The sequence below is a fragment of the Dysgonomonas sp. genome, from assembly GCF_035323175.1.
GTDB lineage: Bacteria > Bacteroidota > Bacteroidia > Bacteroidales > Dysgonomonadaceae > Dysgonomonas.
In genome coordinates this window covers 98680-115224 of sequence record NZ_DAOKYH010000010.1, presented here as the reverse complement: position 1 = coordinate 115224, position 16545 = coordinate 98680, and the positions used below count along the sequence as shown (strand labels likewise).

11 protein-coding genes are annotated in these 16545 nt (G+C 39.2%); 5 read left to right on the top strand and 6 right to left on the bottom strand.

Translation table 11 applies throughout. The annotated features are described in order from the left end of the window. Nucleotide 1: 1 nt before the first annotated feature. From xseA to PKC55_RS12675, 4 genes are all read right to left on the bottom strand, one after another. Complete coding sequence (gene xseA / locus PKC55_RS12690) at nt 2-1369, bottom strand: exodeoxyribonuclease VII large subunit (protein WP_291125119.1); 1368 nt, start codon at nt 1367-1369, stop codon at nt 2-4. Continuing rightward, the gene (locus PKC55_RS12685; protein WP_291125116.1) at nt 1366-2778 is read right to left on the bottom strand and encodes a S8 family peptidase; all 1413 of its coding nucleotides are present in this window, start codon (nt 2776-2778) and stop codon (nt 1366-1368) included. The genes xseA and PKC55_RS12685 overlap by 4 nt, the downstream gene beginning before the upstream one ends. Before the next feature lie 244 nt (nt 2779-3022). Next, nucleotides 3023-5419, bottom strand: a complete 2397-nt coding sequence (locus PKC55_RS12680) for a TonB-dependent receptor (protein ID WP_324373261.1) — start codon at nt 5417-5419, stop codon at nt 3023-3025. Between the two features lie 205 nt (nt 5420-5624). After that, the gene (locus PKC55_RS12675) at nt 5625-8471 is read right to left on the bottom strand and encodes a TonB-dependent receptor (RefSeq protein ID WP_291125110.1); all 2847 of its coding nucleotides are present in this window, start codon (nt 8469-8471) and stop codon (nt 5625-5627) included. 214 nt (nt 8472-8685) lie between these two features. Between PKC55_RS12675 and PKC55_RS12670 the strand changes: the two genes are divergently transcribed. The 3 genes from PKC55_RS12670 (at nt 8686) to trxB (ending at nt 12979) form a co-directional block, all read left to right on the top strand. Continuing rightward, nucleotides 8686-11178, top strand: coding sequence for an FtsK/SpoIIIE family DNA translocase (locus PKC55_RS12670; protein WP_291125107.1), 2493 nt, complete (start codon nt 8686-8688; stop codon nt 11176-11178). 107 nt (nt 11179-11285) lie between these two features. Next, a complete protein-coding gene (gene lolA1, locus PKC55_RS12665) occupies nt 11286-11924 on the top strand; it encodes an outer membrane lipoprotein periplasmic chaperone LolA1 (RefSeq protein WP_291125104.1) in 639 nt (212 codons plus the stop codon). Between the two features lie 113 nt (nt 11925-12037). Further along, nucleotides 12038-12979 carry a thioredoxin-disulfide reductase gene (trxB, locus tag PKC55_RS12660; RefSeq protein ID WP_135105539.1) on the top strand — a complete coding sequence of 314 codons (942 nt, stop codon included), beginning with the start codon at nt 12038-12040 and terminating at the stop codon, nt 12977-12979. Nucleotides 12980-13054: 75 nt separating this feature from the next. Here trxB and ffh read toward each other — a convergent pair whose 3' ends face one another. Continuing rightward, nucleotides 13055-14374, bottom strand: a complete 1320-nt coding sequence (gene ffh, locus PKC55_RS12655; protein WP_291125101.1) for a signal recognition particle protein — start codon at nt 14372-14374, stop codon at nt 13055-13057. A 115-nt stretch (nt 14375-14489) separates the two neighbouring features. Between ffh and PKC55_RS12650 the strand changes: the two genes are divergently transcribed. Further along, nucleotides 14490-15230: a DUF5131 family protein gene (locus PKC55_RS12650; protein WP_291125099.1), complete on the top strand. Its 741-nt coding sequence runs from the start codon at nt 14490-14492 to the stop codon at nt 15228-15230. Nucleotides 15231-15443: 213 nt separating this feature from the next. On the opposite strand, the gene PKC55_RS12645 is transcribed toward PKC55_RS12650, so the two are convergent. Continuing rightward, nucleotides 15444-16052 (bottom strand): porin family protein, encoded by a 609-nt coding sequence (locus PKC55_RS12645; RefSeq protein WP_291125096.1) that lies wholly within the window; start codon nt 16050-16052, stop codon nt 15444-15446. 253 nt (nt 16053-16305) lie between these two features. Between PKC55_RS12645 and tatA the strand changes: the two genes are divergently transcribed. Next, on the top strand, nt 16306-16497 hold the full coding sequence (gene tatA, locus PKC55_RS12640) for a twin-arginine translocase TatA/TatE family subunit (RefSeq protein WP_006841825.1): 192 nt from the start codon (nt 16306-16308) through the stop codon (nt 16495-16497). Nucleotides 16498-16545: the final 48 nt, after the last annotated feature.

Genomic DNA, 16545 nt, shown 5'->3' with positions numbered 1-16545 from the left:
ATTATTCTACAGTAGATTTTATCTTTCCATCAGCAAAAACAGTAGTCAGTTTATCTCCTTTTTTCACTACGCTGCTTTGTTTTATCACTTTCCCATCTTTCATAGTCAAAGTATATCCTTTTTTCAGAATATTTTCGGGAGAGGCAAGAAGAATATGTTTCTCATACATTTCCAATTGCGTATTTTCATCCTTAAATTTTTGCAAAGCAACTCGTTTTAAAGTATTCTCAAACACACTAAGATTGTTTATGCTCTCTTTATTTAATTGCTGCGATTCCCTGACAAGGACATCCTGAAATGAAGACAACTTATTCTGATTTTCTTTATGTGAACTTTGCAAACCTCTTACCAAAACATTCTTTGCAGAAGCTAAGATTGCATCCTGCTCTTTGAGCCATGCTTTAAGTAAGAATGTGTTTTTTGTTTCAAAAACACTTAAACGTACAGCTTCATCCTGTAGTCTTTGCGTAACAACAGAAACAATATCATGAGCCATTTCGTCCAATTCCATCGCTGTTTCCGCAATATTCGAAATCAAAAATTCTGCAACAGCAGTCGGGGTTTTCATACGTGTATGGGCTACAATATCAAGAACCGTATCGTCTCGTTCATGTCCTATTCCTGTTATTACAGGCAAAGGGAACTGTGCACAGCTTGCCGCCAAAAGGTAAGAATCGAAGCTGCTCAAATCCGAAGTAGCTCCTCCTCCCCGAATAATAACTACGGCATCGAAACAGTCCTGATATTCATAAATACGCTCCAATGCTGAGATTATAGAGCTTTCGGTACGCTCACCTTGCATAAGAGCCGGAAATAACTTGGTATAAAAAACAAACCCATAAGGATTATTTGCCAATTGATCGAGAAAATCTTCATATCCTGCTGCTGTGGGAGAAGATATAATTGCAATCTTATTTGTGGGAATAGGTAACTCAAGTTCTTTATTTAAGGAAAGAACTCCGTCTTCTTCCAATTGTTTTATTATTGCGGCTCTATTGAGTGCCTGATCTCCCAATGTATAAGTGGGATCTATATCGTGAACCGTGAGCGTGAATCCGTATAATTCATGAAACTCAACACTTACCTGAACCAGAACTTTCAGTCCCGATGAAAAGGTCTGTTTTGTCGTGTTCTCGAAATACGCCTTGAGTATATAAAATGTATTTGCCCATATCATTCCTCGGGCTTTAGCGATCAGGGCTCGCCCGTTTATATCCTTCTCTATGAACTCGAGGTAGCAATGTCCATTCTGATTAACACGGACATCACTTGTCTCAGCCCGAATCCAAAAGACTTCGGGAAGTGTATCTTTTAAGACACCCTTGATGAGATTATTCAATTCATAAAGAGAGATTGCCGGACGGTTCATTTTTTTCCTTTCTTTATTGGCTGTTGCACTGCTGTTTTTTTATCAACCAACTGTTGTGCTATTTCCATCGCCTTTTTCATATCGGGAATACCATAACCATAGTCCTTGTTCGGATGATCATAAATATCAGAAGATTGCCTTACGACTTCTATTATCTCCTTGTTGGTCAATGCAGGAAAAGCCTGCCACAAGCAAGCGACCATACCGCACATGATAGGTGAAGAGAAAGAAGTTCCACTTTTATATGTAACCAACCCATTATCTCCCACTACTGTTGCTCCTTGCCCAAGAGCCATTACATCGGGTTTTATCCTAAGATCTTCGGTCAAGCCTCTTGAGCTAAACGGAGCTATAACAGAATCTTTCTGAACAGCACCTACCGTCAATATATTGAAGGCATCAGAAGGTGGAGTTATTTTCTCCCATTCCGAATCTCCAGAATTACCCGCACTGATAACGACCAATATTCCTTTCTTTGCTGCAGCGTCAGCCGCACGGGAGATAAGAGCCGTTCTTCCTGTCAGGTCTTCATGTGTATAGCTTTTCGCCGGATAGTCGAAACTATTATAACCGAGAGATGTATTCACTACATTAACGCCAACACTATCGGCAAACTCGATAGCCGCTGCCCAGTAATCCTCTTCTATAGGATACTCACTGCGAGCATCTTCAGAACCTAATAACCAAAAACTAGCTTCAGGAGCTGTTCCCACAAACTGCATAGGCTTATTCGTTCCAATACAAGACAATACATTTAATCCATGCTGATTGGCTCTATTAAACATATCTTCATTTTCGTAAACAAATCCTTTGTATCCTTTGATATCCAAATTGTCTAACATTGCGATTTGAGGTAAATGATTAAAGCCGGCATCGATTACAGCAATTGTCATCCCTTTACCTTTATACCCCGCATCATGGAGGAACTGCCCGTTATTAATTTTGATATTGTTTTTTCCTCTTGCGTAATAATCGCCAAACACAACAGTTTCCACAGCCGGATATGCGATTATACTATCCTTCTTTATTTTTTCTACCGGCTTACCTCTCCATACAAACAATGCATCCGACACAAAAGGCAACGCCTTATACTTATCAACCATTGTACTATCCGAACAATGAACAGCAACTGTTCGTTGCCACTTGCTCTGTGCTACAACTTTTCCTCCAATACTTTCAATCGCTTTTATATACTCTTTAGATATCGGAAGATCGGTTTCATCGATCTTTATATTATATTTCTGCCTTCTTTCAAGCGACTTAGCGGACAGAAAGTCTTCCGGCTTATCAATAGAATAATCGCTTTTTTTATCCTTGAGTGTAAGGCGGAATTTATAGTTATATTCCTGAGAGAATACAGAAAGTGAAGCTGCTAGCAAGAAGCAAACAAAAAATGTAGTTCTTTTCATATCTTTATTCGTATGTTTTATACAAAAATAAGGATAATAGCTTTTAGTTGGTATAAGATGTATCGTTATTTGTAAAATATAGAAGGTAAAACAAATTATATTAATGATTTGAAGAAAGCTTATGTTATGAAAAATTTAAAAAGCTTAAACACCCTAAGTTATAAAATTGAAAAAGAGGTAATATCTTATTCGAAAAGAATAATTAATTACCTCTAATTATATAGAATAAAGAGAAGGAATTTCGTTACAGCAAATTCCCTATCTTGAAACCTAAGAAAGCTGTTCGTGGCAAGCTAGGCCCATAAATGTATGAAGGGTCACGATCGATGCCTTTGTCAAAGTCATTCTGATATGAATTGAAAATATTTTTCACTCCTGCAAACCACTCTATAGTAATATTACCCGCAAGCCTCATATCATAATGAAATTTAACTCCTGTATCAAAAAAGGTTTTTGACTTGCGCAATTCTCCGGCTTCGGGGTTAGCGATTTCAGGGCCAAAATACGGAACTAACATTTTGCCTGTATAATTACCCGTTGCAGATACTCCGAAATTACGAGCAAACTCCCAATCCAACGCTAAAAATCCATAAGCGTCAGGTGTTCGGAAAAACTTCTTTTCACCGAAAGTTTCATCACTCACTTTGTATCGGCTCGACTGAACAGTAAATCCCGCATTGAGACTTAATTTATCTGACGGCATAAGCTTCACCTCTAGGTTTACACCCTGAACAGCAGCTCCATCTTTAGAATTGATACGAGTATAAATCACTGTTCCATTTTCATCAGGCTCACCAATTTCGTTTCTGAATGGATTATGCAGTTTATTATAAAACCCTTCTACCAGAATATTTGTATTGATTCCTCCTATTTTTTTATTAAAATCGAACGACAATGTAAAGCTAGAGCTATTTTCTTGTTTTAAATGAGGGTCGTTTTTGTTGATCACCTGACGAGAACCGGATGTTTCTATATGAAGATCCTCATCAAAAATTTGCGGAGCACGATACCCCCTTGAGAAACCAATACGGGTTTGTAAATATGATGAAATATCATACATTATACTTGCCCGGGGCACAACTACCGTTCCTGATTTATCACTATCGGCCTGCTTATCATCGATAGAATAATGCTCTACACGTGCTCCGGCCAGGAATTTTGCTTTTCCTACTTTTATCTCATATTGTGCAAAAACTCCTGTAATATTCAAAGCTTGATCCGACACTATACGATTCGGCACATGCGTGACAATGATATCTGTACCTGCGTCATTCAGTTTATATTCGGGGTATCCCAGTTTCATGTCGGTAAGGTGCGAGCCGGTATGCTCCACTCCACCTATTAATGTAGAGATATCGTTGACGGACAGCTTATATTGAGCACCTATATTATAGGTTTTATCCTTTGTATTTCCATAGTCGCTCAACGACTGCTTGGCCCCATAATAAGAATCGCGATCAAGATATTGTCCCGAACCGAATACCGTAAGCAAATCACTCTCTCTGAAATATTGTTCGTATGTCAATGCCCCGGTTATCATATCATGCTTTACCGACTCGGAGATATCTCTTTCGTGGTCGGGATAGTCTTGTTTATTCCCTCCTTTACGCTCTTCTCGGATATTAAAAAAGTCGAGGCTCAATTTACTTCTGTATGCAGGACGATAAAAAATACGAGTTCCTATAACCGTATTCTTCATCGGTGCTATTTCAGAAAAGCTATCGCCATTTGCGTCAAACATATTACGATCTCGCATATTTCCGAAAACAGAGATACCCGTTTTATGATCTTCGGTTACCAATGTAGCATTAAACGTAGCGTTATAATCTGCTACAGAGCCATTCGACCCGCTTACCCCCATTCCTATAAGAGATGTATTTAACCCCGCTTCGAAGCTATTTGTTTTCGGGTCTTTAAGTATAAGATTTATTGTTCCTGCAATTGCATTCGAGCCATACAAAACAGATCCGCCACCTCTGACTACCTCGATACGTTCAAGCATATTAGAGGGAATAAGTTCAAGCCCATAGACTCCGGCCAAACCACTAAATATAGGACGGCTGTTTATCAATATCTGCGAATAAGGACCTTCCATCCCATTCATTCTCACCTGCGAAAAGCCACAGTTCTGACAATCATTTTCATAACGCAGACCTGTACAAAAGTTAAGTCCTTCACCTAATACAACCGATTGCGTGGTCTCAAGCATTTTTGTACTTATCGTGTTCACAATTACAGGTGCTTCGGTACGTTTCTGCGATGTACGTCCTGCGGTTACCACTACTTCATTAAGATTAAGAGCATCTTCTTCTACCTCAAAGTTAATTTCTATAGACTTGCCTCTTCTGAGTTCAACTTCTTTTTCCTGCGGTTTGTACCCGATTCCCTGTGTTACAACTATAAACTTTCCTTCGGGTAAGTTCGTTAATGCATAATGTCCGGTAGCATCGGTAGATACACCTATTGTTGTATTTTTCAGTACAACATTTATAAATTGGATATGCTCACCTGTTTTTGCATTCACTACATGGCCAAATATATTGGCATCTGTTCTGATCAGGTTAGCATGTATAAACGAAGAGAAAAATAGAAGAAGAATAAACAATAGAAAGTGTTTAGAAAGACGTTTTAGAAAATTCATAGTGTGTTTAAAATAAGAATAGATAAATTGTTGTTTCTGGATGCGACGCGAAGGTATAAAAATCAAGAAAATCCTACAATCACCATTTCTAGGTATTTTAACTATTCCAAATCCACATTACAATATTTTTCACTGATTACAGCTCCATATTTATAAAAGCAAAAAATCCGCAATATTTAAATTACGGATTTTCTTTTTTATGTATTTAAAACACTATAGGGCCTCCTCCCGGATGACCTCCGGGGCCTCTACCTCCCCAGCCTCTATCTCCTCCATCCATATCTTCTCTTTTTGTACCTTTTCCAAATATCTGGAACTTATATACAAAATTGACCATGAAGTAGCTGTTGATCGTATTAGATATGGACTCCTGTATATATAATGCATTTTGATCGATATTTATATTACTCCTCTGCTGTAAGATGTCATATATTTTGAAGCGCAACAGAGCATTTCCTGTATACTTATTTTTAAATATACCTTTTAGCATCGAGTCCATATTATAAGTTAACGAAGCATTCCACAACCACTCGTTCAACTTATATCCGCTGGTATAACCCGAGTTCGTCGAATATTGAATATCGGATTGCAAAGTAAGCCCCAAAGGTAAATAAGTTGTGAAGTCACCCTTCGCTCCATAATTAAATGTCTCTCTATCCTGATCGGTTGAAATGGTATTTTTTATATTGTTATATCCGAAGTTACCGCCTATATTCAACAAAAAGCGAGCATCACTCAACGTCCTTATCTGATCATCAAGAGAACCGGTGCGAAACTGCAATGTCATATTTTCTCTAAAGTTATATGTATCCGCCTTATTTTCTTTTGCATTTATAAATGTAGTGCTGCGAGCATATCTACCCATTGTGAATGTATTAATCGAAAACTTCTTATTTCGCAGAGGAGTATTATATGTCACTCCCATAAATCCATCCATATTACCATCTACATTCTTATAAGTCATTTCACGTCCCTGATCTTTATATGTAGAAACGTTTACGATAGCATCCATCGTATAATTGAAATTTGTAAAGACTGATAGGTTCGAGTTTCTGTTTGTATTGAAATTCTGATATCGTCCTCTCAAACTATGTTGAAAGCTTGGCTTCAAATCGGGATTACCATAAGTAACATCAAATCCGCTTTGAGAAATAATACCATCATACAGCTGGGTTGTGGTAGGCTGCGATGTTCTTCCGCTATAATCTACCCGGAGTGTGTTTCTTCTATCCCATTTATAATTAAACTGAGCATTAGGAGCAAAACTCAGCGAATTACGTGGCTTTATATCTTTTTCCGGTTGCCCGGGCTGAAAAATACTGGTCTTAGATCTTGATGGTTCTAGTCCAACACCCAATGTATAGTCAAATTTCTCTCTAATCGATTTAAAATTCAGAGAGACATTTTGATTAAGGAAATCATTCTTCACATTGCGTGTATATTCTTCCGCTATCACATTATAATTTCCTTCAGCATCTTTATTGTATGCCTTGCGGTCAGTTTCAGAATGATTGTTACGTACATTATAAGTTAATTGCAAAAAATTGTTTCTACCCAAAGGCTCTACATACGAAACAAATGCACGCCAATTATAACCTTTGTCATCTTGCAATGACTTTTGATCCCTGATCGAATCATTCTTAAGAGGGTCTGCATAGATAGAATGAGAGTAATCATAACCTTCGCTATCCGAATTATTCAGACCTCCCGAAAAGCTGAAACTCAATACTCGTCCCTGACTATTCAACTTACGACTGATATCAAGGTTACCACTCAAAGAAAGTCCTTTCCCATCAACCGTATTCCAAGACGATTCCTTGTAGTCTCTCTCAGGACTATCGGCAAATGAAGTTTCACTCTCTGCTGTCTGATCATTTATGTTCTTATTGTATTGAATATTGGGTCTGAAAACGATCTTTGTCAATGAATCGGGAGTCCATTCGAAGCGAAAATTTGCACCGAAGTTATCACTTTTATTATTCCCAAGAGAATTCCCGTTTTGTGTTTGGCTCGTTCCTGTAAATCTTCGGCTTGTAATACTAGACACATCATTATCAACAGAGCCATACCGAACATTTCCGCCATATTTTAGCTTGTCCGAATACTCAGTAGCAAAGTTCAACCCTCCATTCAGTGTTTTTGCGACTCCATTGTTCGCTCCGAATCTCAATCGTCCTCCGCCTCGTCCACTAAATGCACTCGAGGCAAAATCTGAGAAACTGGCATTATTTGTATTATTTAATCCTCCTAACAATGTAACCTGAGTATTATCACGCATGTAGTTAAATACCCCATTTGCCTCATAACGCTTTTTACTTCCGTAGCCGACATAAGTATCGCCCATAAAACCCTGCTTCATACCTTTCTTTATCGTTAGATTGATAACGGTTTCATCATCACCATCATCAAAACCGGTCATCTGAGACATGTCAGATTTACGATCAAGCACCTGAAGCTTATCTATAATATTAGCGGGCAAACTTTTAGATGCAACTTTGGGGTCATCGCTGAAAAATTCTTTTCCGTCCACAAGGAATTTCTTTACTTCTCTTCCGTTGATCGTTATTTTTCCATTCTCATCTATTTCAGCGCCGGGCATTCGTTTTATCATATCTTCTACCACGTCGCTTTGCTGCGCCTTATACGAGTCGGCATTGTATTCTATGGTATCGCCTTTCACTTGTACCTCTATAGCCTTAGCTTCCACTACAGCCTCCCCAAGCATAATAGCATCTTCCTTCATGTATATATCTCCAAGGTACACAGACTTTTGGGCATTTGCTTTGAAGTACTGATCAGTATATCCGATAAATGATATTTGAGCAATATAGCGTCCTTGTCTGACTCCTACGCTAAATTTTCCTTTCTCGTCCGTCACTGTACCAGTTACATACGCACTATCTCTAGCATTTAGGATTCTTATACTGGCCATCTCTATCGGCTCTTTCATTTCATTGTCGAATACTGTTCCTGTTATCGCTGTGGTCTGCGATTGTGCACTCAATCCTAAAAATGCACATAGAAATAAAAGTATGGGGATATTCCTTTTCATTTTCCTTTTAATTATTTTTGACTGATTTCTGTGACTGGCAAAACATTAAAAGGTTTAATTATATTTCTATTTTTTATAAATCTTTTTATTTTACTATCTTTTTATATCTTTATAAAAGAAGAAACAGCAAGGATAATCTTTCTGAAAAAGAGTTATCTTTGTATCGAAGATAACCTACTTAAAAGAAAAATAAAAAGCTTTACCGCTTCACTATATGGCAAAAAAAACAGTCAGGAAAAAGAAAACTCAAGATAAAAGAACCTCTTTCATCGAATTCATAAAAAAAGAGCGTACAAAATTCTTATTGGGAGTCTGTCTCTCATTTTTTGGGGCATATATACTACTGGGAGAAATATCATTTTTCTTTACAGGTGCTGCCGACCAAAGCAAGGTAACAAATAAATTTTTTCTTGATCTTATTTCTCACAAACAGGAAATAAGCAACTGGACAGGCGTTGTAGGTGCATTCGTAGCAGAAAAGCTTATAAACAATTGGTTTGGAGTATTCTCCTTGCTTATACCTGTATATCTCATCCTGATGGGCTTGAAGCTGATGCGTGTCGTCAACATTTCGGCTATCCGTTCATTCCTACTTATGGCTTATGCTCTTGTGTGGGGCTCTATTACATGTGCCTTTATTTCCAGACTGATAAACGACGGAAGCAACATCCTTTGGGGTGGTGCTCACGGAATGGAGGTAGAAAGAATACTGGAAGCCGCATTGGGCATACCGGGCGTTATTATGATTATCATTCTTCTACTCATTATATTCCTTATCATTACGAAGAAAGCTTCTATGGAATTCTTCCGTGGTCTATTTAAGAACCCACTAAAAAACTCTAATCAGGAGGAAGATGATATAATTGAAGAGGAAGATGAGGTATATGAAGAAGAGCTTCCGGCTGAAGAAAAGAAAAGCTGGTTTAGCTTTCTAAGGAGAAAGAAAAAAGAGGATGATCAATCGCCCGAAACGGAGGACTTCGGAGAAGACTTCATATTGCCTACAACTACAACAAAGGATAAGAAAACAAAGGACAAGCCGGCAACATCGATGAAGATCGACAACGACTTCGAGATCGTTATCCCTGAGGATGAAGAATTTACTCCTACACAAAATACATTTACTCCTCCGGTAAATCCTCAGCCGCTTACAAATACGGAAAATGTTCCGGACTTTTTACCCGAAGGCGAAGAGATGGAAGAATACGATCCGACCAAAGATCTATCCAATTTCCATTTCCCATCTACAGAATTGCTGAAAATATATGACATGACAGGCAAAGGAGTGGATATGGAAGAACAGAATGCCAACAAGAGTAAAATCATCACGACCCTACAAAATTATGGCATCGAGATCACATCCATCAAAGCAACAGTAGGGCCTACAATCACCTTATACGAAATAGTACCAAAAGCAGGTGTACGGATCTCAAAGATCCGTAACCTTGAAGATGACATAGCTCTTAGCCTCTCGGCTCTGGGTATACGTATTATTGCCCCTATGCCGGGCAAAGGCACAATAGGAATTGAGGTTCCGAACAAAGATCCTCAAATAGTATCGATGCAGTCTGTAATTGCGTCTCGCAAGTTTCAGGAATGTGCTTTCGATCTCCCCGTTGCTTTAGGGAAGACAATCACGAATGAGATTTTCATGTTCGACCTATGCAAGATGCCTCACTTACTGGTAGCAGGAGCAACAGGACAAGGAAAATCGGTAGGTTTGAATGCCATAATAACTTCGTTACTATACAAAAAGCATCCGGCCGAAATGAAGATGGTGTTGGTTGACCCAAAGATGGTGGAGTTCAATATTTATTCAAGAATAGAGAAACACTATCTGGCAAAACTCCCTGACGCAGAAAAAGCAATTATCACCGATGTTACCAAAGTAACTCAGACGCTAAACTCTCTGACTAAAGAGATGGATGATCGTTATGAGCTGCTTATGAATGCCGGAGTACGTAATATAAAAGAATACAATGAGAAGTTCCGCAAACGCCGACTAAACCCATTGAAAGGACACCGCTTTCTCCCCTATCTGGTTATTATCATCGACGAGTTTGGCGACCTGATAATGACTGCCGGAAAAGAGATAGAAATGCCTATCGCCCGTATTGCCCAAAAAGCTCGTGCCGTAGGTATGCACATGGTGATCGCAACACAGCGTCCGACAACAAATATCATTACAGGAACTATAAAAGCGAACTTCCCCGCCCGTATGGCTTTCCGTGTCACTTCGCAGATCGACTCCCGCACTATCCTTGATATGTCGGGTGCCAATCAATTGATCGGACGTGGAGATATGCTCTTCTCACAGGGCAGCGACCTTGTACGTATCCAGTGCGCCTTCGTCGACACTCCTGAGGTAGAAGGTATAGCTCAATATATAGGAAACCAACAGGGTTATTCGAGCGCATTCGAACTACCCGAATATATAGGAGAAATGGGCGAAGACAAAGTTGGAAATATCGACCTCAACGATCGAGATCCACTATTTGAAGAGGCTGCACGTCTTCTCGTAGTTCACCAGCAAGGATCTACATCGCTAATACAGCGTAAATTCTCTATCGGATACAACCGTGCTGGTCGTCTGATGGATCAACTGGAAGCAGCAGGGATAGTAGGACCAACGCAAGGAAGCAAGGCTCGTGATGTTCTTATTGCTGACGAATACAGTTTAGAACAGAAGTTAAATTCATTTGGCTAAGCCTCCTTAATGGTCAATATCATTCTGCCGAAAAAAGAATAGGCTAGTTTAATATTTAAACCTTTAATGAATAACAAAGTCAAAAAGGCTAAACAATATAACAAAAGATGAAAACAAAGTTACTTTCCCTTATATCACTGTTAGTATTCACGTTGAGTATTTCTGCACAAGATGCACGCTCGATCTTAGATAAAGCCGCCGAAACATACAATAAGGCCGGAGGAGTCGTAGCAAGCTTTACTTTAGACTCTAAAGACACAAAGGCTAAACTGGTTTATAGTTACGATGGTAAGGCTTATATGAAGGGAGACAAATTCAAGATAGAAATACCCGATGCTATTACTTGGTTCGACGGTAAAACACAATGGGTGTATGTAAAAGATACTGAAGAGGTAAACATCAGCAATCCTACAGGTGCAGAGCTACAAGGAATAAGCCCTTCTATGCTTTTCAGCATTTATAAGAAAGGCTATAATCTATCCTACAAAGGAGAAAAAAGAACAGGAGGAAAAACCGTTTTGGAAATAGAACTGATTCCCCAAAAGAAGAATGCAGACATCACCAAAATATTGGTACAAATAGATAAAGCCAGCAATGTATTCTCAAAGATCACACTGACAGATAAAGCCGGCATACAAAATATCTTATCTATAAAAAGCTATCAAACAGGAACTAATATTTCCGATGCTACTTTTTCTTTCAATAAGAAAGATTATCCTAGTGCAGAAATAGTAGACCTTAGATAACATAGATTGTGTTTATCATTACATAGAAAATACGAACCGAATAACCTTTGAGGATATAAGAAAATTCTATATCTTTGTATAAAATATAAACAAAATATATAAAAATATAAGACATGAACGAAAAAGTACGTTGCCTCATTATTGGCTCAGGACCTGCGGGATATACTGCAGCTATTTATGCGTCGAGAGCAAATCTTTCTCCGGTACTATATGAAGGAATACAACCCGGAGGACAATTAACAACAACTACCGAGGTTGAAAACTTCCCGGGATACCCTGAAGGTATTACCGGCCCCGAACTAATGGAAGACCTAAAAAAACAAGCTACACGCTTTGGCGCTGATATACGCTTTGGCATAGCTACAGCGGCAGACTTCTCTTCTCATCCGCACAAAGTAACTATCGACGGCGAAAAGGTGATTGAAGCAGATACTGTTATTATAGCAACAGGTGCCAGTGCCAAATACTTAGGTCTATCAGACGAAACTAAATATGCAGGCATGGGAGTTTCTGCGTGTGCTACATGCGACGGATTCTTCTATCGCAAGAAGGTTGTAGCCGTTGTTGGTGGTGGTGACACTGCTTGTGAAGAAGCTATTTATCTGGCAGGACTAGCCGAGAAAGTGTATCTTATTGTACGTAAAGCACATCTGCGTGCATCGAAGGTGATGCAAGACAGAGCTATGCAAAATCCTAAAATAGAGATCTTATTCGAATGCAACGCTACAGGACTATTTGGCGAAAATGGCGTAGAAGGAGTACATGTAGTAAGACACCTAGGTGAACCTAACGAAGAAAAGTTCGATATCAAGATCGACGGATTCTTCCTTGCTATCGGACACAAGCCTAATACGGACATATTCAAGGCGCAACTTAACCTCGACCCTGTAGGATATATTATCACAACACCAGGTACTCCGAAAACAGGAGTAGAAGGCGTTTTTGCCGCAGGAGACGTAGCCGACCCGATATATCGTCAAGCTATTACAGCCGCCGGAAGTGGTTGTCAAGCTGCGATAGAAGCAGAAAGATACTTAAGCGAAAAAGGCCTGTAAGGCATCTATATACTAAAAAAGAAAATCCGGATCATACGATCCGGATTTTCTTTTTATATATCGTTCTATAAAGAATTACCTTCTCATATTCGGCATTTTGCCACCTTTCATCTGAGTCATCATCTTCATCATCTTACGAGTTTGGTCAAACTGCTTGATAAGCTTATTCACCTCTTGGATAGATGTTCCGCTACCTTTAGCGATACGCTCACGACGGCTTCCGTTCAGGATTTCAGGTGTTGAACGCTCTTTCGGTGTCATCGAATAAATAATAGCTTCGATACTCTTGAAAGCATCATCGTCAATATCCATATCTTTAATAGCCTTACCAACACCGGGAATCATAGACGCCAAATCCTTCAGATTACCCATCTTTTTGATTTGCTGTATCTGTCCGATAAAGTCGTTGAAGTCAAACTGGTTCTTCGCTATTTTCTTTTGCAGGCGACGTGCTTCTTCTTCATCGTATTGCTCCTGTGCTCTTTCTACGAGTGAAACGATGTCACCCATACCCAAGATACGGTCTGCCATACGCTCAGGGTGGAATACATCGAATGCATCCATTTTTTCGCCTGTACCCACAAACTTGATCGGCTTGTCTACAACCGAGCGGATAGAAAGCGCAGCACCACCACGCGTATCACCATCGAGCTTGGTAAGCACTACCCCGTCGAAGTTGAGCCTGTCATTAAATTCTTTTGCTGTGTTCACAGCATCCTGCCCTGTCATAGAGTCTACTACAAAGAGAATCTCGTCAGGTTTCACAGCATCTTTAATCGCTGTGATCTCTTTCATCATCTCTTCATCGATAGCCAAACGACCGGCGGTATCGACGATGACAAGGTCATTGCCATTTTGCTTTGCATGCTTAATTGCATTTTGAGCTATCTGTACCGGATTTTTGCTTCCCTCTTCCCAATATACAGGAACTTCGATTTGCTCTCCTAATATCTTCAACTGTTCGATCGCAGCAGGACGGTAAACGTCTCCGGCTACAAGTAACGGATTCTTACCCTTCTTAGACTTCAGCATCTTGGCAAGCTTTCCAGAGAAAGTAGTCTTACCCGAACCCTGAAGACCCGACATAAGGATTACAGCCGGATTGCCTTTCAGATGAACATCTGTAGCAGTTCCACCCATCAAAGCAGCAAGTTCGTCATGAACTATTTTCACCATCAATTGCTCAGGCTTAACGGCAGTAAGCACATTCTGCCCCATTGCCTTTTCCTTCACAGTCTCGGTAAACTGTTTTGCTGTCTTATAGTTTACGTCGGCATCTAATAAAGCACGGCGAACATCCTTTAGGGTTTCCGCAACATTTATCTCGGTGATTTTACCTTCACCCTTCAGTATCTTAAACGAGCGCTCTAATCTATTACTTAAACTTTCGAACATATTATATGGTTGTTATTTATAATCAATTTACATGGGTGCACAAAGATATAAACTTTTGGTATAAAGTGAAAAACTCACTATGCTTTTCTTATATTTGAAGTCACAAAGAATGATTATGTCAGCACTATGGAATCCGTGGCACGGCTGCCACAAGATAAGCGAAGGTTGCAAACACTGCTATGTGTATCGTGGTGATGCAAGACGAGGCATAGACAGCACGATTGTAACCCAAACAAAAAACTTCGATGTGCCCATCCGGAAAAAGAGAAACGGAGCATACAAAATACCATCCGGCACAGAAGTATACACCTGTTTCACATCCGACTTCTTCAACAAAGACGCAGACCAATGGCGTCCCGAAGCATGGCGAATGATACGGGAGCGAAGCGACCTAACCTTTCTGATGATAACCAAACGCATCGATCGACTGACAGTAGGGCTTCCCGACGACTGGGGCGATGGCTACGACAATGTCACCATTTGCTGCACGGTAGAAAATCAGGACAAAGCCGACTACAGGCTGCCTATTTACAAAGCTGCTCCCATCAAACACAAAATGATTATATGCGAACCTCTCTTGGAAAGGATAGACCTGAACCCTTACATCGGGTCATGGGTAGAGCATATTACAGCCGGAGGCGAATCGGGTCAAGATGCACGACCATGCAATTTCGACTGGATCATGGAACTGCACGAACTATGTATAGCGAATAACATATCATTCTGGTTTAAGCAAACCGGTTCGCGACTGATAAAAGATGGCAGGCTCTATAATATTCCCAGAAGACTGCAACATGCTCAGGCACGCAAAGCCGGAATCAACTATAAATCACAAAAAGTGTCGATAAAAGTCTAAAAAGTGACAATTCAGCAAAAAATACATTCACTATATATCAGTACTTAAAATCAAAAAGTGACAAAAGTGACACTTTTAATCATGTTTTAAAGTGTCACCTTTTGTCACCCTGTTATATCAAAGAACTCTCTCTTATTAGATAAACTTTATAGCTGAAAATGCAAAAAGTAAATCAAGACAGATAGTTCTTATATAAGCTTACAATAGAACGGATCAGAATTTATATCCTACACTGATATATGCAGCCCGATTTTTGATTTTAGTATCTTTAAATACTTTGGTTAATCCATGATCAGCACCAAGGCTAACATTTATTTTATTTAAAAATTCAACACCTACAGCTCCGCCAATTCCAAAATCGAAACGATTGGTATCATCCCCAAAGAAGTCCTGATCTTCAAATTGTTTTGCATCCGATTTTATTTTTCCCCCTACTCCATAAGCCAAATACGGCCCTGCACGGAATACGAGTTTAGTACCGGGTGTTAAATCAAGTTTATATCCGGCATGTATAGGCAATTGAATATACATCGAATTATAGGTAACTTTATCCTTCGTGCCGGAAACATTAACTGGTACATTTTTACCCTTGGTCCCTTTCGTTGTAAACTCAAGTCCCGACATCAAATAAAAACTACTTGGCAATGCAAGCTCAGCAGTTAGCCCAATATTGAAACCAACCTTATTATCATCATCTACATTTTGCAACTCGGACAAATTCATTCCGGCCTTTACTCCTAGAGATACAGGCAATTGTGCAAACATACTAACGCTTGTTACCAAAGCAACGAGCAAAGCAAAAGAAATTTTAATAATTCTCATAATATTAATAAATTAGTTCTGGTTCTTAAGCACCCTAAATTAGACAAATAATTCTATTTGACAAAAAATCGGATCTAAAGAAAGCTTCATTAGCAGTAAGTTTTTTATGATGTATACGGTAAAAGAAGCCGACGAACTTCGTTACCCCAGTATAATAAAACCTTTATTTAAAAGATGTAAAAAGTTATCAAGAATAATTTTATTCTGACTACTTTAGCAATCTAAATGTATAACGATATAAATTAATAGCCAGATGAACACTCTTTTATTTTTAGGAAACTTAGGAACCGGAGAAATCATCATCATTGCCATTGTTGTTTTACTATTGTTTGGAGGAAAGAAAATTCCTGAACTCATGAAAGGATTGGGTAAAGGAGTAAAAAGCTTCAAAGATGGTGTAAATGGCCTTGAAGACGATATAAACGGAACTTCTGAAAACAAGTAATAATTTCTCAGAAAATTATTCTTTTGATATAGGCCCGGATTAGTTATA